We start from the raw sequence: 21,098 nt of genomic DNA on the forward strand, positions 1-21,098 counted from the left end.
GGTTTCCCCGCGCGCCCTTCCACCGGGTGGTTGCACATGCTAATTTCCTGCTGGCCCGTGCCCCCGGCGGCGCCGCCCCCAGCAGGGAGAGACCCCCATGAACCTCGCACGGACCGCGCTCGTCGTGTCCACCACCTTCGCCCTCCTCCTCGGCGGAGTTCCGGCGGCGCTCGCAGCCCCGACTCCTCCGGTCGATCTGCCCGAGCTGTCCGGTCCGGCCGAGCCGGCCGCCACCGCGGGCGCGCCCGCCCTGAGCCTGCACGGCGGCTCGGGCACCGACGCCGCCCCGGCCGGGGTTCCGGCGCCGGCGGCCGCGGAGGACCCGGCCGCCGGCGGCCTGGCCGGGGCGGCGTCGGCCGGCGCCCACCCGACCACGGTCGAGGACATCACCGAGGCCTTCAAGATCGTCAACGACCACCGCGGCCAGGCGAGGCGCGCCCCGCTGGTCTACAACACCGCGCTGTCCCGCAACGCCCAGCAGTGGGCGGAGACCATGGCCGGGGCCCGCAAGGAGTCCCGCAACCCGGACCCCTGGGCGGGCGCCCCTGCCGGCGGGATCCGGATGGACCAGTACTACGGGAAGGGCGTCTTCACCGGCCCCTTCGAGGGCGTCGAGGCGGTCGAGGCGCTCGCGCACTACCTGCTGGACTTCTTCCCCCGCAACGGGACCGACCAGTTCGCCCGGGACCTGACCCACCTCGGGATCGGGGTCAGTCACGTCGCCACGTCGGGCTCGGGTGGTCCCGGGTGGGAGACCTACCTGACGATCTACTACTACGCCTATCCGGCCGGGCAGGCCGTGCCCGGGACGGTCGCGAGCCCGGCGCAGGGGTTCGTGCCGCCGGTGACGGCACCCCCGGTGACGGCGCCGTCCTACGCAGTCCGGGGGGCGATCGGCACCAAGTACCACCGTCTGGGCGGGGCGGCCGTGCTCGGGGAGCCCACCATGAACGAGCGCGGCGGCCTGATCGAGGGCGGCGTCTACCAGCAGTTCCGGAAGGGCACCCGCACCACCACCGTCTACTGGGCCCCCGGCTACGGCGCGATGGCCGTGAAGAACTACGGATCCATCGGCGGCCGGTGGGTCGCGGCCGGCCGGGAGCACCACTTCGGCCTGCCCGTCACGGACGAGCGCCCGGCCACCAGTGGGGCGTACCAGGTCTTCCGCCGCGACGGTCGCTCCACCATGCTCCTGTGGAGTCCCGGGACGGGCTCCCGCGCGGTCAAGCAGTACGGGGCCATCGGGCGGGCCTGGAAGGCCGCCGGCTCCGAGCGCGGCTGGGGCTTCCCCGTCACCGACGAGTACCGCTACGGCGCCGAGGTGCGCCAGCGCTTCTCGAAGGGCGTCACCGTCCACTACGCCGCGGGGCGCACCTGGGCCACCCGCTGAGCCCGAAGCGGTTGAAGTCGGTCTCTCCGTGCGGTGGGATCGGCCGAGCCGGGGGTGTTCCGACGTGGCGCGCACGGTTCGTCGGATCGTCCGGCGGTTCCACCGCGGTTCCGGCCCTGGTGACCTGAGGGGATGCTCAGGGGAAACGGCTGCGGGTCGTTCCCGGCCGTGGGCAACAGGCGCGCTCGCGCGGCCGGTCCGGACCACCTCACCACGACACCGGCCTCGGGGAGCCGGGCCCAGGAGGCCGCGGGCTCGCCGGTCTCAGAACGGCGGGGGGTCATCGGGCGGGAGGTCGTCGAGCCGGAGGCCGCCGGGCGGAGGATCAGCGGCCGGACCCACGGGCGGAGGGTTGCCGGGCGGCCGGCCGGTGGCCGGGGCGCTCCGGCAGTCGGGTGCGGTGCCGGCAGCGGTGTGCTCGGGTTCGGGGCGGGCAGCCGTGTGCTCGGGTGCGGTGCGGTGCACGAGCCCGCCCGGTGAGGTCCACTCCAGGACCGCGGCGTGCCCGGCCGCGCCCCCGGCCGTTCCTCCGGGCGGGCTGCCGTCCGTGCCCGGGGCGGTGCCGTCGTGCGGGCCGGGGGTGATCCGCCGCACCGACCAGGCCCCGAGGTGGCCGTGGCGGTGCTTGACCCGGTGGTGGTGGCGGCACAGGGCGGCCAGGTTGTGCTCGGCCGTGGGCCCGCCCCGGGCCCAGGCCACCGTGTGGTCGAGATCGCAGGCCTCGGACCGGCGCCGGCACCCGGGGAAGCGACAGGTCCCGTCGCGCAGCTCGACCAGCCGGCGCAGGTCCCGGGGCACGGCGTAGACGGTCCGGTCGTGGTCGAGGACCACTCCGGTCACGGGGTGGGTCAGCACCCGGTGCCACGCCCCGGCCCCGGCGGCCAGCTGACGGGCCACCTCCGCGCTGATGGGCCCGTAGCCCGACAGCACCGGAACCCCGTCCCCGGCCGACTCGCCCCCGGCCGTGCCGGCGCACGTCAGCACCGAGACCGGGACCAGCACGCTCACCCGGGCCCGCACTCCGCGCGGAAAGCCCGGCTTCTCCGGCAGGACCCCGTCCAGCAGCAGGTCCGCCAGCACGTCGGCCCGCAGCTCCGACACCGAGCGCGGCACGGACTCTTCCTGATCCTGCGGTCCCGGCCGCCCCGATCGTGCGGGGTCCGGGACGTCCTGGCCCAGCAGCCGGGCCAGGTCCTCGAGCCGGTCGTGCACGGCCAGGGCCACCGGGGCCTCCAGCAGGGCGTGCAGCCAGGCCGTGCCGTCGGCGGCCGGCTCCACCCACACCGCCCGGGCCCTGCGCGCGGCGCGGCGGGCGCGTTCCTCGGCGCCGGCCACGAGCACGGCCCGCCGGGTGCGGGCGGTCGCGCGCAGCTGCGCGGCGGTGGCGTGCGGGGCCCGGTCCAGCAGCTCGGCGATCAGCCGGCCGACGGCCGCCACCGGCGGCGGGTCGCACCGGCCGGGGGCCCAGGTCGGGGCCTGGGTGATCAGCTCACGCCACTGATCGACCAGCACCGCGGCCTGGGGCGAGCCGATCCGGCCCTCCTCCAGGGCGGTGAGGACCTCCGGGAGCATCTCGGCCAGCAGCACGGCGTCCTCCACCCGCCGCCGGGCCGTGCCCGCCGGCAGCCGCAGGGCCGGACCGACCTCGGCCGCGACGTCCACGAGCAGCTGGTGCTCCGCCTCGGCCAGCGGGCTCAGCGGGTCCGGGCGGAGGAACCCGCCGGCGGCGATCTCGGCCTCGGCCTGCGCCATCGCCTGGAACCGGGCCGCCGTGCGCGCCGCCTGCCCGGCCAGCCACAACCGGTGGATGCAGCGCACTTGCGCGCCCACCGCCCGCGCCTCCGCCGCCGCGGCCTCCACCGGACCCGCCGCGGCAGCCCGCACCTCGGCGGCAGGCCCCTGAGCACCCTGCACCTGAGCGTCCCGCCCCTGAGCCACCTGCGCCACGGCGTCCTGCACCTTCATGGCCTGCACCACGGAGGCACGCCCCGGAGCGTCCTGCCCCGCGGTGTCGTGCGCCGCGACGCTGCGGGGTCCGTGCCCGGCCGCCTCGGCGAGCACCGGCCGCGCCGGAGACTCCTCCCCGGCCACCGGGGTCCGGGTCCGCCGCTGCGCCGTCGCCGTCATGGAACCATTCTCCCCAGCACCTCAGACTCGCTAAGCCGTGGGGGCCCCGACGACGACGGAGCCGCGCACCCCGATCGGGGTGCGCGGCTCCGTGGTGGTGCGGGTGCTCCGGGCGTCAGGAGCGCCACCAGTCGTCGAGGATCGTGGCGGGGGTCGTGCGCTTGTGCCGGGTGATGCGCCAGCGGTGCTCGATCTGCTCGGCCACGGCGTCGGCGACCTCGCGGCCCTCGAGGTAGTCGTCGATGTCGTCGTAGGACAGCCCGAGCTCGGCCTCGTCGGTCTGGCCCGGGGCGTCGTCGAGCAGGTCGGCGGTGGGGGCCTTCGCCCACAGCCGCTCCTCGGCGCCGAGGGTCTTCGCGAGGAGCCGGTTCTGCCGCTTGTCGAGCCCGAACAGCGGCAGCACGTCCGCCCCGCCGTCGCCGTACTTGGTGAAGAACCCGGTCACGGACTCGGCGCCGTGGTCGGTGCCGATCACCAGGTAGTTGTGCTCCCCGGCGATCGCGTACTGCGCGATCATCCGCATCCGGGCCTTGATGTTGCCCTTGTTGAAGTCGGAGATCTCCCGGTCCGTGGCGCCCTCGAAGCCGTGCTCGAAGCCGTCCACCGCCGGGGCGATGTCGTAGGTGATGGTGCGGTCGGCGGCGACGAAGCGCAGGGCCGCCTGGGCGTCCTCCTCGTCGTGCTGCTTCCGGTGGGGCAGGCGCACGCCCACGAACTCCGCCTCGCCGCCCTCGGCGCGCACCCGCTCGACCGCCAGCTGGGCGAGCCGGCCGGCCAGCGTGGAGTCGAGGCCCCCGCTGATGCCGAGCACGAAGCCCTTCGTGCCGCTGGCCCGCAGGTAGTCGCAGAGGAAGCCGACGCGCGCCTCGATCTCCTCCTCGGGGTCGATCTCGGGCTTCACGCCCATCTCTTCGATGATTGCTGCCTGCAGTGTCCGCATGGGCCCATGCTAGTGCGGGCCGCGCCCGGGCGGGCAAGGGGAACACGGTCCCGGAACGGCGGGGCCCTTGCGTAGGATGCGGGCCATGCCCCCGCACCGGAGCCGCCCCCGGGAGCACCGGATCCGACCGACCGAGCGAACCAGGAGCGCAGCATGAGCGAGCAGCACGGGACCGACCGCCGGAACACCGCCGAGGACACCCCTGGGAACACCTCCGGGAACACCTCACGGAACGCCTCGGGGAGCACGTACGAGAACATCCTGGTCGAGACCCGCGGGAGGGTCGGGATCATCACCCTGAACCGGCCGCGGGCGCTCAACGCCCTCGACGCCGCGACCCTGCGGGAGGTCGTCGCCGCGTCCACCGCCCTGGACACCGACCCGGGGATCGGGGCGATCGTCCTCACCGGCTCGGAGAAGGCCTTCGCCGCCGGCGCCGACATCAAGGAGATGGCGGGGCGCAGCGCCCCGGAGATGTACCTCGCGGACTGGTTCGCGGGCTGGGATGCCTTCACCCGGGTGCGCACCCCCGTGGTCGCCGCGGTCTCGGGCTACGCCCTGGGCGGGGGGTGCGAGCTCGCGATGATGTGCGACCTGCTGATCGCCGCGGACACGGCCCGCTTCGGGCAGCCCGAGATCAACCTCGGGGTGATCCCCGGGATGGGCGGCTCCCAGCGCCTGGCCCGTGCGGTGGGCAAGGCCAAGGCCATGGACATGGTCCTCACCGGCCGGCACCTCGACGCCGCGGAGGCGGAGCGGGCGGGTCTCGTCTCCCGCGTGGTGCCCGCGGCGGACCTGCTGGCGGAGGCCCTGGACGTCGCCGGGACCATCGCGGCGAAGTCCCTGCCCTCGGTCCTCGCGGCCAAGGAAGCCGTGGACACCGCGTTCGAGACCACCCTCGCGCAGGGCGTGCACCTCGAGCGGCGGCTCTTCCACGCGCTGTTCGCCACCGAGGACCAGAAGGAGGGCATGGCCGCGTTCGCGGAGAAGCGCGAGCCGCGGTTCACGCACCGCTGAACCCCCGCCGCGGCCGGGTGCCGCCCGGCCGCGGGAGCTAACGTGGTGCCATGCCTCAACCGTCGAACGATGCCTCCGCCTGGCAGGTCCGCGAGTCCGCCCTCGACCCCGGCGCGCACGGCGCCCTGGAGTCCGTCTTCGCCCTGTCCAACGGGTACGTCGGGATCCGGGGCACGCTGGACGAGGCGCAGCCCAGCGCCTCCCGCGGGACCTTCCTGGCCGGGGTCTACGAGTACCACCCGCTGTCCTACCCCGAGGGCGGCTACGGGCACCCGGAGCACGGGCAGGCCATCATCGGCGTGGCCGACGGGAGCACCGTGCGCCTGCAGGTGGACGGGGTGCCGCTGGACGTCCGGGAGTCCCCGCCGGAGCAGCACGACCGCGTGCTCGACCTGCGCGCGGGCACGCTGCGCCGCGAGACGGAGTGGGTCACCCCGCGCGGCGCCCGGATGCGCCTGACGTCCACCCGCCTGGTCTCGCTGACCCAGCGCTCCGTCACGGCGATCCGCTACGAGGTCGAGGCGCTGGACCGCACGGTCCAGGCGGTGCTGCGCTCCGACCTGGTCGTCAACGGCACCCCGCCCAAGGTGGAGAACGAGGACCCGCGCGTGGCCGCGGTCCTGGAGCAGCCGTTCCGCGCCTGCCTCAGCCGCTGCCACGAGACCGGCGGCGTCCTGGTCCACCGCACCCACGGGAGCGAGATCGGGGTGGCCGCGGCGGTCGAGCACGAGGTCGACATGCCGGCCGGCGGCGCCGTGAGCACGCAGTGCGACGACGACCAGGTGGTCACCACCCTCGTGACCGACCTCCGGCCCGGGCAGCGGGTGGGGTTCGTCAAGTACCTCTGCCACGCGTCCTCGGACGCGGACCCCTCGGCCGACCTGCGGGAGCAGGTGCTCGCCGCGATGACCGGGGCGCGGCGGCGCGGCTGGGACGGGCTGCTCGCCGACCAGCGGGCGGAGCTGGACGAGTACTGGGACAGCGCCGAGGTGGAGATCGACAGCGACCCCGAGCTGCAGCTGGCGATCCGCTTCGACCTGTTCCAGCTCCTGCAGGCGGCGGCCTGCGTCAGCCGCGCCCCGGTCGGGGCGAAGGGGCTGACCGGCGGCGGGTACAGCGGGCACACCTTCTGGGACATCGAGGGCTTCGTGCTGCCGGCCCTGGCGCTGCTGCGCCCCCGGGACGCCGCCCGGCTCCTGCAGTGGCGCTCCTCGACCCTGGACCGGGCCCGGGAGCGGGCGCAGGTCCTGGACCTGGGCGGCGCCTCCTTCCCGTGGCGCACCATCGACGGGCACGAGACGTCGGCGTACTGGCCGGCCAGCACCGCGGCCATGCACGTCAACGCCGACATCGCGCGGGCCTTCCGCTGGTGGGCCGACGCCACCGGCGAGGACCTCACCGAGGTCGGCGGGGTCGACGTCCTGGTGGAGACGGCGCGCGTGTGGGCGGCCATGGTGCACGAGGACCACGAGGGCGGCATCCACCTCCTCGGCATGACCGGGCCGGACGAGTACACCGGCGTGGTGGACGACAACGTCTTCACCAACCTCATGGCCCGGCGCAACCTCCGGGCGGCCGCCGACGCGTGCGAGGAGCACCCCGAGCACGTGGGGCGGCTCTCCGTGACGGCGGACGAGCTCCAGCGGTGGCGGGCCCTGGCGGACGCGATCCACATCCCCTACGACGCCGTGCGCGGCGTGCACCCCTCCAACGAGGGGTTCACGACCTACCGCGAGTGGGACTTCGAGGCCAAGCGCGACGGCTACCCCGTGGAGGAGCACTTCCACTACGCCAAGATCTACCGCCGCCAGATCGTCAAGCAGGCGGACCTGGTCCTCGCCCTGTGGTGGTGCGCCGAGGCGTTCACCCCGGAGCAGACCGCCCGGGACCTGGACTACTACGAGCAGCGCACCGTCCGCGACTCGTCCCTCTCGGCCTGCGTGCAGGCCGTGGTCTGCGCCCGCGTGGGCCACCTGGACCTCGCCCTCGAGCACCTGCGCGAGTCCGCCCTCGTGGACCTGCGGGACATCCAGCAGGACGCCGAGCAGGGCCTGCACCTGGCCTCCGCCGCCGGGTCGTGGCTGGCCGTGGTCTGCGGGTTCGGGGGACTGGACACGGACGGGGGCGAGCTGCGCCTGGCCCCCCGGCTCCCGGAGCGCCTGCACCGGATCGCCTTCCGCCTCCGGTGGCACGGCCGCCGGCTCGGCGTGGAGATCACCCGCTCGGGCACGACCGTGCGGGTCCTGGACGGGGACGCCGGCGAGGTGGCGCTGCAGATCGACGGCGAGGCCCTGGCCGTCACGGCCGAGCGCCCCGCGACCGCGCCGCTGCACACGCCGCACCCGCCCACCCCCGCCCCGCACCAGCCCCCGGGACGCGCCCCGCGCGCCCCCCGCACGCCGTGACGCGCCCCGCGCCCCTCGAGGTGCTCACCCGCGTCTGGGGCTACGACGCCTTCCGCGGGCAGCAGGCCGAGATCATCGACGCGGTCACCGGCGGCGAGGACGCCCTCGTGCTCATGCCCACCGGCGGCGGCAAGAGCCTGTGCTACCAGATCCCGGCGCTCGTCCGGGAGGGCACCGGGGTGGTCATCAGCCCGCTCATCGCGCTCATGCACGACCAGGTCGACGCCCTCGAGCAGGTCGGCGTGCGCGCCGCGTACCTCAACTCCACCCAGACCCTCGAGGAGCGCCGCGACGTGGAGCGTCGACTCCTGGCCGGCGAGCTCGACCTGCTCTACCTCGCTCCCGAGCGCCTCCCGGTCGCGGCGGACCTGCTCGACCGCGCCCGCATCGCGCTCTTCGCCGTCGACGAGGCGCACTGCGTGGCCCAGTGGGGCCACGACTTCCGCCCCGACTACCTCGGGCTGACGATCCTCCACGACCGCTGGCCCGGGGTCCCGCGCATCGCCCTCACCGCCACCGCGACCGCGGAGACGCGCGAGGAGATCGTCCGCAACCTCCGCCTGGACGACGCCCGGGTCTTCGTCTCCAGCTTCGACCGGCCCAACATCCAGTACCGGGTCGGGCCCAAGAAGGACGCCCGCCGGCAGCTGCTCCAGCTCATCCGGACCGAGCACGACGGCGAGGCCGGCATCGTCTACTGCCTCAGCCGCGCCTCGGTCGAGCGCACCGCGGAGTGGCTGGCCGGCCAGGGCGTCACCGCGCTGCCGTACCACGCCGGCCTGCCCGCCGAGGTGCGCTCGCAGCACCAGACCCGCTTCCTGCGCGAGGACGGCGTCGTCATGGTCGCGACCATCGCCTTCGGCATGGGGATCGACAAGCCCGACGTGCGCTTCGTCGCCCACCTCGACCTGCCCAAGAGCGTCGAGGGCTACTACCAGGAGACCGGGCGCGCCGGGCGCGACGGGCTGCCGTCGACGGCGTGGCTGGCCTACGGGCTGCAGGACGTCGTCCAGCAGCGCCGGATGATCGAGGACGGCGAGGGGGACCGGCAGCGCAAGCGCGCCCAGACGCTGCACCTGGACGCGATGCTCGCGCTGTGCGAGACGGTGCAGTGCCGCCGCCGGCAGCTGCTGCGCTACTTCGGCGAGGCGAGCGAGCCGTGCGGCAACTGCGACACGTGCCTGGACCCGCCCGAGGCCTTCGACGGCACGGTCCCGGCGCAGAAGCTCATGTCCACGATCGTGCGGCTGCAGCGGGAGCGGGGCCAGCAGTTCGGCGCCGGGCACCTGGTGGACATCCTGCTCGGCCGGGAGACCGAGCGGGTGGTGCGGATGCGCCACACCGAGCTCACCACGTTCGGCATCGGCACCGAGCTGAGCGACCAGGAGTGGCGCGGGGTGGTGCGCCAGCTGCTCGCCCAGGGCCTGCTCCAGGTGCAGGGCGAGTACGGCGTCCTGGCGCTCACCGAGGCCGCCGGGGAGGTGCTGCGCGGGCAGCGGGAGGTGCGCCTGCGGCGCGAGCCGGAGCGGGCCAGGACCGTCCGCACGCCGAGGACCGCCGCCGCGCCGCCGGTCCTCGACCAGCCCCAGCAGGAGCTCTTCCAGCAGCTGCGGGCCTGGCGCTCCGCCGTGGCCAAGGAGCAGGGCGTGCCCGCGTACGTCGTCTTCAACGACGCGACCCTCGCCGCGATCGCCCAGGCCCGGCCGAGCTCGCTGGGGGAGCTGCGCGGCATCTCCGGTGTCGGCGACGCCAAGCTCGAGCGCTACGGCGAGGCCGTCCGCCAGGTCGTCGCCGACGCCTGATGATCCGCACCTGCGGATGCCGTGCCGGACGAATGACCGTAGATGCGGATAGCATGGCGCCATGACCGAGCTCAGGATCGCCGAGGCCGCCCGCTTCCTCGGCGTCAGCGACGACACCGTCCGGCGCTGGATCGACCAGGGCGCGCTGCACAGCACCCGGAGCGCGACCGGCCAGACCGTGGTGGACGGACTGGAGCTGGCCCGCCTGCTCAAGGAGCGCGCCGTCCGGCCCGAGGACCCCGCGCACGTCGCCAGCTCGGCGCGCAACCGGTTCGTGGGACTGGTCACCGAGGTCGTCTCGGACACCGTGATGTCCCAGGTGGAGCTGCAGTGCGGCCCGCACCGGGTGGTCTCGCTCATGAGCACCGAGGCCGTCCGGGACCTGGGCCTGGAGCCCGGCCGCGTGGCCACGGCCGTCGTCAAGTCGACCAGTGTCGTCGTCGAGACCCCCGGGGCGTGAGGCGGCGGTGCGCACCAGGGCCCCCGCCGCGGCCGTCCTCCTCGCCGCCCTCGGCCTCGGCGCCACCGGGTGCGGGGCCGGCGGGGACCCCGCGACCGTTCTCGACGTCCACGCCGCCGCCTCCCTCACCGGCACCTTCACCGAGCTCGCCGAGCAGTTCGAGGCGCAGCACCCGGGGATCGAGGTGTCCCTGAGCTTCGCCGGGTCCTCCACCCTGGTCCAGCAGCTCACGGAGGGGGCGCCCGCCGACGTCCTCGCCACCGCGGACGAGCGGAGCATGGCCGGGGCCGTGGCGGCCGGCCTCGTCGACGGCGAGCCCGAGGTCTTCGCGACCAACGTCCTGACCGTGGTCGTGCCCGCCGGCAACCCCGCCGGCGTCGCGTCCTTCCGGGACCTGGCGGAGCCGGGCGTGCAGGTCGTGGTGTGCGCCCCGCAGGTGCCGTGCGGCGCCGCCGGCGAGCGGGCCCAGGATGCCTCGGGCGTGCGGCTGAGCCCGGTGAGCGAGGAGGGCTCCGTGACGGACGTGCTCGGCAAGGTCGTCTCGGGCCAGGCGGACGCCGGCCTGGTCTACGCCACGGACGCACGCTCGGCCGGGGACGCGGTCGAGGTCGTCGAGGTCCCGCAGGCGGCGCAGGCCGTCACCCGTTCCCCCGTCGCCGCGCTCGCGGACTCCGACGAGCCGGAGCTCGCCCGGCAGTTCACCGAGCTCGTCGCCGGCGACCGCGGCCGGGAGGTCCTGGCCGGGGCGGGGTTCGGGGCGCCGTGACCCGGCGTCTTCCCCGCGGGTTCAGCACCGTCCCCGGCTGGGTGTGGATCCCGGCGGCCCTGGGCGCCCTGGTGGTGGTCCTGCCGGTCCTCGGGATGCTCGCCCGGGTGGACGGGGGCGGCTTCCTCGGGCTGATCACCTCCGAGTCCTCCCGCACCGCGCTGTGGCTGAGCCTGCGCACCGCGACCGTCTCCACCGCGCTGTGCGTGCTCCTGGGCACCCCGCTGGCCCTGGTGCTGGCCCGCGCCCGGCTGCCCGGGGCGCGGCTGCTGCGGGCACTGGTGCTGCTGCCGCTCGTGCTGCCGCCCGTGGTCGGCGGGATCGCCCTGCTCCACACCTTCGGGCGCCACGGGCTCGTGGGGCGCCACCTCGAGCTGGCGGGGATCAGCATCGCCTTCACCACCGTGGCCGTGGTGCTCGCCCAGACGTTCGTGGCGCTGCCGTTCCTCGTGGTCAGCCTCGAGGGGGCGCTGCGCAGCGCGGCGGCGGGCTACGAGGAGGTCGCGGCCACGCTCGGCGCCCGGCCCACCACCGTGCTGCGCCGGGTCACCCTCCCGCTGGTGCTGCCGGGACTGGCCTCCGGCGCGGTGCTCTCCTTCGCCCGCTGCCTGGGCGAGTTCGGCGCCACCCTGACCTTCGCCGGCAGCCTGCAGGGGACCACCCGGACCCTGCCCCTGGAGATCTACCTGCTGCGGGAGACGGACCCGGACGCCGCCGTCGCCCTCTCGCTCGTGCTCGTGGTCGTGGCGGTCCTCGTCGTGGGGCTCTCCGCCCCCGTGCGCCGGACGGCGGGCCGGCGGTGACCGGGACGGCGACGACGGAGGGGCTGTCCGTGACCGCCCGGCTGGCCGCCCGGGACGTGGACCTCTCGCTGAGCGTCCCCCCGGGGGCCACCGTGGCGGTGACCGGCCACAACGGCGCGGGGAAGTCCACTCTCTTCGCCGTCCTCGCCGGGCTGCTCGTGCCGGACACCGGCCGGTGCACCCTCGAGGGGACCGTGCTCTTCGACCTCGACGCCACCGGGCGCGGGCGCTGGGTGCCCCCGCACGAGCGCGGCATCGCGCTCATGGCGCAGGAGCCGCTGCTGTTCCCGCACCTGAGCGTGCTCGAGAACGTGGCCTTCGGCCCGCGCAGCCGCGGGGCGGGCCGCGCCCGGTCGCGGGCCGCCGCCCGGCACTGGCTCGCCGAGGTGGGCGCCGAGCAGTTCGCCGACCGCCGCCCGGCCCAGCTCTCCGGCGGCCAGGCGCAGCGCGTGGCGATCGCCCGGGCCCTCGCGGCCGAGCCGCGGCTGCTGCTGCTGGACGAGCCGTTCTCCGCCCTGGACGCGGCCGCCCGGCCCCTCGTCCGCGAACTCCTCGTCCGGGTCCTGGCGGGGCGCACGGCCCTGGTCATCAGCCACGACCCCGGGGACGCCGCCGCCCTCGCCGAGCACGTCGTGGTGCTCGAGCACGGCCGGGTCGCGGCGGGCTGAGCACCGCGCCGGAGCGCTCCGGCGCCTCCCCGGTCCGCGCAGTACGATCGGGACCACCACCGTTTTCGTATGACCCGGCTCACACGACCCACCCCGTCGTGACGGGCCGACGAGAGGACCACCCATGACTCCCGTCCTGCGCGGCGAATCCCCGTCCGTGGAGCAGCACCCCGGCATCCCCTTCCCGGACGCCGACCTCTTCTGCTTCGCCGCCCTGCTCCCCCCGGAGGAGCGCGCCCGGCTGGCCGACCTGCACACCTTCCTCCAGGAGCAGGTCCGCCCCGTGGTCACGCCCTACTGGAACCGCGAGGAGTTCCCGTCCCACCTGCTCCCGGCGCTGGCCGCCCACGGGCTGGGGGAGCTCGAGCTCTCCGGGGCGAGCCGGCTGTTCCGGGGCCTGGCCTACGCCGAGGTCGCCCGGGCCGACGTGTCGCTGAGCGCCCTCGTGGGGATCCACAACGAGCTCATCGTCGACCTGATCGCCGCGCTGGGCTCGGAGGAGCAGAAGAACCGCTGGCTGCCCGACCTGCGCCGCTTCCGGGCTCTCGGCGCCTTCGCCCTCACCGAGCCCGAGCACGGCTCCGACATCGCCGGCGGCCTGGCCACCACCGCGACCCGGGACGGGGACGAGTGGGTGCTCACCGGGACCAAGCGCTGGATCGGCGCCGGCACGATCGCCGACGTCGCGATCGTCTGGGCCCGGGACACCGCCGACGGGAAGGTCAAGGGCTTCCTCGTGGAGACCGACCGGCCCGGCTGGTCCGCCACGAAGATCGAGCACAAGATCGGGCTGCGGATCATGCAGAACGCCGACATCGTCCTGGACGAGGTCCGGATCCCGGCGACCAACGCCCTGCCCGGGGCGCAGGACTTCGCCGCGGCCAACGTGATGCTGCGCAACTCCCGCGCCTGGGTGGGCTGGCAGAGCGCCGGGGTCCAGCTCGCGATCTTCGACGTCGCCCGCGACTACGCCCTGACCCGGCGGCAGTTCGGCCGCCCGCTCGCGAAGTTCCAGCTCGTCCAGGAGCCCCTCGCCCGGATCCTCGGCAACGCCACGGCCGCCCTGGGCCTCATGGCCCAGATCGCCCGGCTCCAGGAGGACGGGGGCTTCGACATGCCCCACGCCGCGCTGGCCAAGGCCACCACCACGTCCCTGGCCCGCGAGTCCGCGGCCCTGGGCCGGAACCTGCTCGGCGGCAACGGCGTGGTCACCGACCACGAGATGGCCAAGCTCTTCAACGACGTCGAGATCCTCTACACCTACGAGGGCACCTACGAGATCAACGCCCTCATCGTGGGCCGCGCCGTCACCGGCGTCTCCGCGTTCGTCTGAGCCGGGTCCCCGCACCACCGTCCGCCCCCCACCGCCCCGAGCAGCCCCTTCCGAAAGGACCCCGCATGGACGTCACCGACACCTCCGCCCTCGTCACCGGCGCCGCCTCGGGCCTCGGCGCGGCCACCGCCGCGATGCTCGCCGGGCGCGGCGTGCGGGTCTTCGGCGTGGACCTCCCGGCCGCGCTCGAGAACGCCCCCGACGTCCCCGGCGTCACCCGCGTGCCCGCCGACGTCACCGACCGGGAGCAGGTGCGCGGGGCCGTGGCGGCCGCGGCCGGCGCCGGGCCCCTGCGCACCGTGGTCAACTGCGCCGGCATCGGCCCCTCGGCCCGGGTGCTGGGGAAGAAGGGGGTGCACGACCTCGACCTGTTCGAGACCGTGCTGCGCGTGAACCTCCTCGGCACCTTCACGGTCCTCGCCCTGGCCGCGGAGCGGATCGCCGCCACCGACCCCGTCGACGACGACGGCCAGCGCGGGCTGGTCGTCAACACGGCCTCCGTCGCCGCGTTCGAGGGGCAGGTGGGGCAGGCCGCCTACGCGGCGTCGAAGGGCGGGGTGCACAGCCTGGGCATCACCGCGGCCCGGGACCTCGCGAGCGCCGGCATCCGGGTGAACACCATCGCCCCCGGCGTGATCGAGACGCCCATGCTCGCGGCGGTGGGCGAGGAGTTCCGGGCCGCGCTCGCGGCGGGTGTGCCGTTCCCGCGCCGGCTCGGCCGGCCCGGGGAGTTCGCCCAGCTCGTGGCGGCGTTCCTCGACAACGACTACCTCAACGGCACCACCGTCCGGATGGACGGGGCGCTGCGCATGGCGCCCCGCTGAGAGACCGCCCCATAGACTGGGGCCCATGACCACCGACTTCTCGCCCGTCGACCTCGCGACGGCCCGCGACCGCCTCCGCCAGCTGATCATCGACCTCGCCGTGGTGCGGGGCCGGGTCACGCTCGCCAGCGGCATCGAGGCCGACTACTACGTGGACCTGCGCCGCGTGACCCTCCACCACGAGGCGTCCCGCTACGTGGGCCAGGTGATGCTGGCGCTGCTCGACGAGGCCGGGATCTCCTGCGCCGCCGTGGGCGGGCTGACCATGGGGGCGGACCCCGTGGGCCACGCGATCATGCGCACGGCGGGGGACCAGGGCCGGGCCGTCGACACGTTCGTGGTCCGCAAGGCCCAGAAGAGCTACGGGATGGGCCGCCAGGTCGAGGGCCCCCCGGTGCAGGGCCGCGACGTCGTCGTCGTGGAGGACACCTCCACGACCGGTGGGTCCGCGCTCACCGCGGTGGAGGCCCTGCAGCGGGCCGGCGCCAACGTGGTGGCCGTGGCGATCATCGTGGACCGGCGGACCGGCGCCAAGGAGCGCATCGAGGAGACGGCGGGTGTGCCGTGCCTCTACGCCTTCACGAAGGACGAGCTCGGGCTTGACTGACCCCGCCGACGAGAACGGCACCGCGGGACCGGCGGCCGCGGTGGGCGTCGGCCCCTGGGCGGGCCCGTGGCCCGAGGGGGAACAGTGGGACCCGGAGCTGCTCGAGCACGGGGACCGGCGCAACGTCGTGGACGCCTACCGGTACTGGACGATGGACGCGATCGTGGCCGATCTGGACACCCGCCGGCACGGGTTCCACGTGGCGGTCGAGAACTGGCAGCACGACCTGAACATCGGCTCGGTGGTGCGCACCGCCAACGCGTTCCTCGCCCGGGAGGTGCACATCATCGGCAGACGGCGCTGGAACCGCAGGGGCGCGATGGTCACCGACCGGTACCAGCACCTGCGCCACCACGCGAGCGTCGAGGAGTTCGCCGCCTGGGCGGACGCCGAGGGCCTGCCCGTGATCGGGATCGACAACTTCCCCGACTCGCAGCGGCTCGAGACCTATGACCTGCCCGAGCGCTGCGTGCTGGTGCTCGGCCAGGAGGGGCCGGGGCTGAGCCCCGAGATGCACGCCGCGGCCGGGGCCACCCTGTCGATCGCCCAGTTCGGCTCGACCCGCTCCATCAACGCCTCCGCGGCGGCCGCGGTGGCGATGCACGCCTGGATCCGGCGCCACGTCTTCGGCCAGCCGGTCGCCTGACGGGCGACCCGCCGCGTCCACCCGCCGTCCCCCGTCGTCCCGCGGCGCGGCTTTGGCTAGAGTGGGAGCCAGGCCACACCCGAACCGAAGGAGCCAGCATGCCCATCGCAACCCCTGATGTCTACGCCGAGATGATCGACCGGGCCAAGGAGAAGGGTTTCGCCTACCCGGCGATCAACGTCACCTCCTCCCAGACCCTCAACGCCGCCATCCGCGGCTTCGCCGAGGCCGGCTCGGACGGCATCATCCAGGCCTCCACCGGCGGCGCCGCCTACTGGTCCGGGGCCTCCGTCAAGGACATGGTCAACGGCTCGCTCGCGATGGCCGCCTTCGCCCGCGAGGTCGCGAAGAACTACGACGTCAACATCGCCCTGCACACCGACCACTGCCCGCAGGACAAGCTCGAGGGCTTCGTGCTGCCGCTGCTGGAGGCCTCGGAGAAGGCCGTGGCCCGCGGCGAGGACCCGATCTTCCAGTCCCACATGTGGGACGGCTCCGCCATCGAGCTCGACGAGAACCTCCGGATCGCCCAGGACCTGCTGGCCCGCACGAACAAGGCCAAGATCATCCTGGAGGTCGAGATCGGCGCGGTCGGCGGCGAGGAGGACGGCGTCGAGAACGAGATCAACGAGAAGCTGTACTCCACCGTCGAGGACGGTCTCGCCACGGTCGAGGCCCTCGGCGCCGGCGAGAACGGCCGCTACCTCACCGCCCTGACCTTCGGCAACGTGCACGGCGTGTACAAGCCCGGCGGGGTCAAGCTGCGCCCCGAGCTGCTGCAGCAGATCCAGGCGGAGGTCGGCAAGAAGCTCGGCCAGGACCGCCCGTTCGACCTCGTCTTCCACGGCGGCTCCGGCTCCTCCGCGCGGGAGATCGCCGACGCCGTCTCCTACGGCGTGGTCAAGATGAACGTGGACACCGACACCCAGTACGCCTTCACCCGCCCCATCGCCGGGTTCATGTTCGCCAACTACGACGGCGTCCTGAAGATCGACGGCGAGGTCGGCAACAAGAAGAAGTACGACCCGCGCGTGTGGGGGGCCCTGGCCGAGGAGTCCATGGCCGCCCGCGTGGTCGAGGCCTGCCAGAACCTCGGCTCCGCCGGGACCTCCGTCAAGTAGCCGCCCCTCCGCGGCCGCGGAGCACGACGGCGGCGTCCTGCCCGAGCGGGGCGCCGCCGTCGTTCCCGCGCCCGTCCTGCACGCCCCGCAGTCCCGCGCATCGAAAGGACCCCGTCCCTCATGAGCCTCACCGGCAAGAACCTGCTCGGCGGCCCCGAGCCCACCTACCTCACCGAGGACCCGGGCCTGGTCGAGCGCATCGAGGCGGGCGACGAGGCGGAGGACCTCGCCGCGCGCTTCCCGAAGGCCTCCCTCGCGTGGGCCATGTGCGCCGAGGACGCCCTCGCCGAGGGCCGCGTCCTCGAGGGCTACGCCTTCGCCCGCGTGGGCTACCACCGCGGCCTCGATGCCCTGCGCGGCCACGGGTGGAAGGGCCACGGGCCCGTCCCGTTCTCCCACGAGCCCAACCGCGGCTTCCTGCGGGCGCTCGCGGCCCTGGGCCGGGCCGCCGCGGCCATCGGCGAGTTCGACGAGGCCGAGCGGATCCAGAAGTTCCTCAACGACTCGGATCCCACCGCCGCGGAGCAGCTGCAGCGCTGACCCGGCGGTCGCCAGGGCCCGGGGGACGTCGGAGGACGGCTCCCGGGCCCTCGTCGTGTCCGGTCACGACCGTTGTCGGCCGGCCGGAGCGGTGCCAGCATGGAGGCATGGCCGCCCCGCAGACGCCCGTCCCGGAGGGCCCCGGCGTCCAGCGCGTGCTCGGCGTGGTGAATCCCTACGACATGGCCCTCGACCGGGAGATGTGGCGGTGGATGCCCGCGACGACGTCCCTCGCGGTGGCGCGCACGCCGTACCACCCCCTGGTCGTGGACGAGCTCATGGCCGCGCGGATCGGCGACGACGCCGAGATCAGGGCGGCGGCCCGCTCCCTGGCGGCCGTGGGCCCGGAGGCCGTGGTCTACGCCTGCACGTCCGGCAGCTTCGTGCACGGCCGGCGGGGGGCCCGGCGGATCTCCCGGACGATCGCCGAGGAGACCGGTGTCCCGGCCCTCACCACCTCCGAGGCGCTGCTCGAGGCGCTCGACGCCCTGGGCACGACCGCCCTCGCGATCGCCACCCCCTACGTCGAGCGGCTCACGCAGCGGCTGGAGGACTTCCTCGCGGAGGACGGCAGGGACGTCGTCGCCTGCGCGGGCCTGGGGCTGGACCGGCTCATCTGGCACGTCCCCTACGCCGTGACGGCGGACCTCGTCCGCCGGGCGGACCGGCAGGAGGCCCGGGCCGTCTTCGTGGCCTGCACCAACCTGCCCACCTATGACCTCATCGCGCCCCTCGAGCAAGGAGCTGGGCAAGCCGGTGCTGACCGCCAACCAGGTCACGCTGTGGGCGGGCCTGCGCCGGCTGGGTCTGACCCCGGAGGGCCCGGGGCAGCGCCTGTGCGCCCTGCCGTCCCGCGAGGCCGAGCTGCGCTGAGCCGGCCGGGGTCACGCCCGGAAGAGGGCGCCGAGCCGGTCGGTGCGGGCGGGGTGCCCGGCCAGCCGCAGCCCGTGCCACGCCGTCACCTGGTTCGCGGTCAGCACGGGCAGCCCGAGCGCCCGCTCGAGCTCCGGCAGGGCGGCCACCGTGTGCAGGGCCGTGTCCGGGACGAGCAGGCACTCGGCGCCCCGGACGTCCGCGGCACGCGCGGCCCTGAGCAGCCACTCGGCGTCGAGGCGCCCGGCGTCCTCGCCGCTGGGGACGCCGTGGGCGGACAGCGCCGTGACCGTGATGCCGTCCCCCGCCAGGAAGGCCGTGAAGCGGGCCGCGACGTCCGCCGGGTAGGTCGCCGCCACCGCCACCCGGCGGGCCCCCAGGTGCCGGACCGCCGCCGAGAACGCCCAGGACGTCGAGGAGGCGGGAGCGCCGCCGGCCTCGGCCACCCAGCGGGCCTGGACGAGCGCGCCCTCCCGGCCGTGCACGAAGCTGCCCGACGTGCAGGCCCACAGCACGGCGTCCGGGGCGTGGGTGCGCGCCCGCCGGGCGGCGGGCTCCAGGTGCCGGCGGGCGCCGAGGTCGAGCAGCGCCCCGACGTCGTGCGCGGTGCCGCCCTCCCAGGTGTGCACCACGGGGAAGGCGGCGTCCGGCACGAGGCGCTCCAGCACCGCGTAGTCGTCCTCCGCGCTGTGCCCGGGATAGAGCATGACCACGGTGTGCACGTCGGGGCGCCTCCTCCTGGGAGGGTTGGACGAGATCGGTGAAAAGCTTACAGTTTGATTGTCGACAATCGTAGCGCCCGGAGGGAGTCCCGTGCAGGACGTGCTGGAGCTGTCCGCGCTGCAGCTGTCGGCGGCCTACGCCGTGGGCGAGCTGTCGCCGGTCGAGGTCGTCGAGGCGACGCTGCGCGCCATCGAGGCCGTGGACCCGGTCCTCAACGCCTTCTGCCTCGTGGAGGGCGACGAGGCGCTGCGCGGCGCCCGGGACTCGCAGGAGCGCTGGGCCCGCGGGGAGGGGCGCGGGCCGCTGGACGGGGTGCCCACCACGGTCAAGGACCTGCTCCTGGCCCGCGGCCGGCCCACCCTGCGCGGCTCCCTGCTCGTCGACGACGCCGGGCCGTGGGACGAGGACGCCCCGTCGGTGGCCCGGCTCAAGGAGGCCGGCGCGGTGCTCGTCGGCAGGACGACCACCCCGGAGTTCGGCTGGAAGGGCGTCACGGACAGCCCCCGCACCGGTGTCACGGTCAACCCCTGGGACACCGCCCGGACCCCCGGCGGCTCCTCGGGCGGCTCGGCCGCCGCGGTGGCGGCCCGGCTCGGCGCCCTGTCGGTGGGCACCGACGGCGGGGGGTCCGTCCGCATCCCGGCCTCCTTCTGCGGGATCGTGGGGCTCAAGCCCACCTACGGGCTGGTGCCCCTGTACCCGGCGAGCCCCTTCGGCACGCTGGCCCACGCCGGGCCGCTGACCCGCACCGTGGCCGACGCCGCCGCGATGCTCGACGCCCTGTCCGGGTACGACCCCCGGGACTGGTCCGCGCTGCCCACCCCCACCGGGAGCTTCCTCGGCCGGCTGGCCGGCCCGGAGCGGGCGGCCGGCCTGCGGGTGGCCTTCAGCCCGGACCTCGGCTACGGCGCCAACGACCCCGGGGTGGAACGCTCCGTGCGGGCGGCCGTCGGGGTGCTGGCCGAGCTCGGCGCGGTGGTCGAGGAGGTGGAGCTGGGCCAGGAGGACCCCGTGTGGGCCTACCACGTGCTCTGGTTCAGCGGCGCGGCGGCCGTGGTGGCCGGATGCGGGGCGGGCGCGCTCGAACGGATCGACCCCTCCCTGCGTGCCGCACTCGAGCGGCACCACGGCTTCACCGCCCAGGACTACCTCGACGCCACGGCCTGCCGCATGGCCTGGGGCCGCCGGATGGGACTGCTGCACGAGCGCTACGACGTCCTCGTGACGCCCACCCTGCCCCGGACGGCCTTCGAGGCCGGCACGGACGTCCCGGCCGGGTCCCCGAGCCAGGACTGGACCAGCTGGACGCCCTACTCCTACCCCTTCAACCTCACCCAGCAGCCCGCGGTCACCGTCCCGTGCGGACTCTCCGCGGAGGGGCTGCCCGTCGGCCTGCAGATCGTGGGCCCGCGCCACGGCGACCAGCGGGTGCTCGACGCCGCGGCCGCCTATGAGGCCGCGGCCGGCCACGGCGCCCTCCGCCCACCGGCCGCGGCCCGGTCCTCCGCCGCGGTGCCGGTGCGGAGCACCCCGTGACCCGCTACCTCACCGTCGGCCTGGAGCGGCGCGCCGTCACCGCCCGCGCCCGGCTCCTGGACCGCGAGGCGCCCCGGACCGCCGAAGCCGTCTGGCGGGCGCTGCCCCTCGCCGGCCAGGTCTTCCACGGGAAGTTCGCCCGCAACGAGATCTACGCCCTGGTCCCGGCGTTCGCGCCCGAGGAACCGGGGCCCGAGAACCAGACCGTGACGCCCATCCCGGGGGACCTCTGCTACTTCAGCTTCGACGGGGTGCTCGAGAACCCCGCCTACGGCTACGACGCCTCCTCCGGGACCTCCGAGCACCGCCTGCTCATCGACCTCGCCGTCTTCTACGGCCGGAACAACCTGCTGCTCAATGGAGACGTTGGGTGGGTGCCGGGCAACGTCTTCGCCACGATCGAGGACGGCCTCGACGAGCTGGCCGCCGCGTGCCAGGACGTGTGGATGGGCGGGGCCCGGGGCGAGACCCTGCGGTTCGCCCGCGCGGAGGAGCCCTGAGCCGGCCGGCACGGCGC

The 21,098-nt window shown here is 75.0% G+C and carries 20 protein-coding genes and 1 pseudogene; 18 read left to right on the forward strand and 3 right to left on the reverse strand.

Annotated features, from left to right (window positions below; genetic code table 11):
• Positions 1-97: 97 nt before the first annotated feature.
• Complete coding sequence (locus tag H488_RS36045; protein WP_051063742.1) at positions 98-1,390, forward strand: CAP domain-containing protein; 1,293 nt, start codon at positions 98-100, stop codon at positions 1,388-1,390.
• A 264-nt stretch (positions 1,391-1,654) separates the two neighbouring features.
• Here H488_RS36045 and H488_RS38340 read toward each other — a convergent pair whose 3' ends face one another.
• The gene (locus H488_RS38340) at positions 1,655-3,517 is read right to left on the reverse strand and encodes an HNH endonuclease signature motif containing protein (protein WP_017833039.1); all 1,863 of its coding nucleotides are present in this window, start codon (positions 3,515-3,517) and stop codon (positions 1,655-1,657) included.
• A 115-nt stretch (positions 3,518-3,632) separates the two neighbouring features.
• Positions 3,633-4,457, reverse strand: a complete 825-nt coding sequence (nadE, locus tag H488_RS25795) for an ammonia-dependent NAD(+) synthetase (RefSeq protein WP_031282799.1) — start codon at positions 4,455-4,457, stop codon at positions 3,633-3,635.
• 153 nt (positions 4,458-4,610) lie between these two features.
• On the opposite strand from nadE, the gene H488_RS25800 reads away from it, so the two are divergent.
• The 15 genes and pseudogenes from H488_RS25800 (at position 4,611) to H488_RS37895 (ending at position 18,322) form a co-directional block, all read left to right on the forward strand.
• Positions 4,611-5,474 (forward strand): enoyl-CoA hydratase, encoded by an 864-nt coding sequence (locus tag H488_RS25800; RefSeq protein ID WP_017833041.1) that lies wholly within the window; start codon positions 4,611-4,613, stop codon positions 5,472-5,474.
• A 50-nt stretch (positions 5,475-5,524) separates the two neighbouring features.
• On the forward strand, positions 5,525-7,879 hold the full coding sequence (locus H488_RS25805) for a glycoside hydrolase family 65 protein (protein WP_017833042.1): 2,355 nt from the start codon (positions 5,525-5,527) through the stop codon (positions 7,877-7,879).
• Complete coding sequence (recQ, locus tag H488_RS25810; RefSeq protein WP_017833043.1) at positions 7,876-9,681, forward strand: DNA helicase RecQ; 1,806 nt, start codon at positions 7,876-7,878, stop codon at positions 9,679-9,681. Before H488_RS25805 ends, recQ begins: the two co-directional genes overlap by 4 nt.
• A 61-nt stretch (positions 9,682-9,742) precedes the next feature.
• Positions 9,743-10,141 (forward strand): TOBE domain-containing protein, encoded by a 399-nt coding sequence (locus H488_RS25815; RefSeq protein ID WP_017833044.1) that lies wholly within the window; start codon positions 9,743-9,745, stop codon positions 10,139-10,141.
• Positions 10,142-10,148: 7 nt separating this feature from the next.
• Positions 10,149-10,907: a molybdate ABC transporter substrate-binding protein gene (modA, locus tag H488_RS25820; protein ID WP_017833045.1), complete on the forward strand. Its 759-nt coding sequence runs from the start codon at positions 10,149-10,151 to the stop codon at positions 10,905-10,907.
• A complete protein-coding gene (locus H488_RS25825; protein WP_017833046.1) occupies positions 10,904-11,710 on the forward strand; it encodes an ABC transporter permease in 807 nt (268 codons plus the stop codon). Before modA ends, H488_RS25825 begins: the two co-directional genes overlap by 4 nt.
• A 29-nt stretch (positions 11,711-11,739) precedes the next feature.
• Positions 11,740-12,378: a sulfate/molybdate ABC transporter ATP-binding protein gene (locus tag H488_RS25830; RefSeq protein WP_237740430.1), complete on the forward strand. Its 639-nt coding sequence runs from the start codon at positions 11,740-11,742 to the stop codon at positions 12,376-12,378.
• Between the two features lie 124 nt (positions 12,379-12,502).
• Positions 12,503-13,711, forward strand: a complete 1,209-nt coding sequence (locus H488_RS25835) for an acyl-CoA dehydrogenase family protein (RefSeq protein ID WP_017833048.1) — start codon at positions 12,503-12,505, stop codon at positions 13,709-13,711.
• Positions 13,712-13,776: 65 nt separating this feature from the next.
• Entirely contained in the window at positions 13,777-14,535 is a 759-nt protein-coding gene (locus H488_RS25840) for an SDR family NAD(P)-dependent oxidoreductase (RefSeq protein ID WP_017833049.1), read from the forward strand.
• A gap of 25 nt (positions 14,536-14,560) precedes the next feature.
• Positions 14,561-15,142, forward strand: coding sequence for an orotate phosphoribosyltransferase (gene pyrE, locus H488_RS25845; RefSeq protein ID WP_017833050.1), 582 nt, complete (start codon positions 14,561-14,563; stop codon positions 15,140-15,142).
• Complete coding sequence (locus H488_RS25850; protein WP_017833051.1) at positions 15,135-15,788, forward strand: TrmH family RNA methyltransferase; 654 nt, start codon at positions 15,135-15,137, stop codon at positions 15,786-15,788. Before pyrE ends, H488_RS25850 begins: the two co-directional genes overlap by 8 nt.
• A 98-nt stretch (positions 15,789-15,886) precedes the next feature.
• Positions 15,887-16,909, forward strand: a complete 1,023-nt coding sequence (gene fbaA / locus H488_RS25855) for a class II fructose-bisphosphate aldolase (RefSeq protein WP_017833052.1) — start codon at positions 15,887-15,889, stop codon at positions 16,907-16,909.
• A gap of 120 nt (positions 16,910-17,029) precedes the next feature.
• Positions 17,030-17,449, forward strand: a complete 420-nt coding sequence (locus H488_RS25860) for a DUF3151 domain-containing protein (RefSeq protein ID WP_017833053.1) — start codon at positions 17,030-17,032, stop codon at positions 17,447-17,449.
• A gap of 278 nt (positions 17,450-17,727) precedes the next feature.
• Positions 17,728-18,138, forward strand: a pseudogene (locus H488_RS37890) (Asp/Glu/hydantoin racemase); the annotation flags it as partial.
• Positions 18,139-18,163: 25 nt separating this feature from the next.
• A complete protein-coding gene (locus H488_RS37895) occupies positions 18,164-18,322 on the forward strand; it encodes a hypothetical protein (RefSeq protein ID WP_237740431.1) in 159 nt (52 codons plus the stop codon).
• 11 nt (positions 18,323-18,333) lie between these two features.
• Here H488_RS37895 and H488_RS25865 read toward each other — a convergent pair whose 3' ends face one another.
• Complete coding sequence (locus tag H488_RS25865) at positions 18,334-19,044, reverse strand: maleate cis-trans isomerase family protein (protein ID WP_017833056.1); 711 nt, start codon at positions 19,042-19,044, stop codon at positions 18,334-18,336.
• Positions 19,045-19,135: 91 nt separating this feature from the next.
• On the opposite strand from H488_RS25865, the gene H488_RS25870 reads away from it, so the two are divergent.
• Both H488_RS25870 and H488_RS25875 read left to right on the forward strand, forming a co-directional pair.
• Complete coding sequence (locus H488_RS25870) at positions 19,136-20,581, forward strand: amidase (protein WP_017833057.1); 1,446 nt, start codon at positions 19,136-19,138, stop codon at positions 20,579-20,581.
• Positions 20,578-21,081, forward strand: a complete 504-nt coding sequence (locus H488_RS25875; protein WP_017833058.1) for a DUF3830 family protein — start codon at positions 20,578-20,580, stop codon at positions 21,079-21,081. Before H488_RS25870 ends, H488_RS25875 begins: the two co-directional genes overlap by 4 nt.
• Positions 21,082-21,098 lie beyond the last annotated feature (17 nt).

This window comes from Kocuria sp. UCD-OTCP, assembly GCF_000349605.1.
In the GTDB taxonomy this organism is placed as follows: domain Bacteria; phylum Actinomycetota; class Actinomycetes; order Actinomycetales; family Micrococcaceae; genus Kocuria; species Kocuria rosea.

Excerpts from the sequence above, each read along its gene's own strand:
- H488_RS25800 (WP_017833041.1), top strand. The coding sequence starts at position 4,611 with ATGAGCGAGCAGCACGGGACCGACCGCCGGAACACCGCCGAGGACACC.
- H488_RS25860 (WP_017833053.1), top strand. The coding sequence starts at position 17,030 with ATGAGCCTCACCGGCAAGAACCTGCTCGGCGGCCCCGAGCCCACCTAC.
- H488_RS25805 (WP_017833042.1), top strand. The coding sequence starts at position 5,525 with ATGCCTCAACCGTCGAACGATGCCTCCGCCTGGCAGGTCCGCGAGTCC.
- fbaA (WP_017833052.1), top strand. The coding sequence starts at position 15,887 with ATGCCCATCGCAACCCCTGATGTCTACGCCGAGATGATCGACCGGGCC.
- H488_RS37895 (WP_237740431.1), top strand. The coding sequence starts at position 18,164 with ATGACCTCATCGCGCCCCTCGAGCAAGGAGCTGGGCAAGCCGGTGCTG.
- nadE (WP_031282799.1), bottom strand. The coding sequence starts at position 4,457 with ATGCGGACACTGCAGGCAGCAATCATCGAAGAGATGGGCGTGAAGCCC.
- H488_RS25840 (WP_017833049.1), top strand. The coding sequence starts at position 13,777 with ATGGACGTCACCGACACCTCCGCCCTCGTCACCGGCGCCGCCTCGGGC.
- H488_RS25835 (WP_017833048.1), top strand. The coding sequence starts at position 12,503 with ATGACTCCCGTCCTGCGCGGCGAATCCCCGTCCGTGGAGCAGCACCCC.
- H488_RS38340 (WP_017833039.1), bottom strand. The coding sequence starts at position 3,517 with ATGACGGCGACGGCGCAGCGGCGGACCCGGACCCCGGTGGCCGGGGAG.
- H488_RS36045 (WP_051063742.1), top strand. The coding sequence starts at position 98 with ATGAACCTCGCACGGACCGCGCTCGTCGTGTCCACCACCTTCGCCCTC.
- H488_RS25815 (WP_017833044.1), top strand. The coding sequence starts at position 9,743 with ATGACCGAGCTCAGGATCGCCGAGGCCGCCCGCTTCCTCGGCGTCAGC.
- pyrE (WP_017833050.1), top strand. The coding sequence starts at position 14,561 with ATGACCACCGACTTCTCGCCCGTCGACCTCGCGACGGCCCGCGACCGC.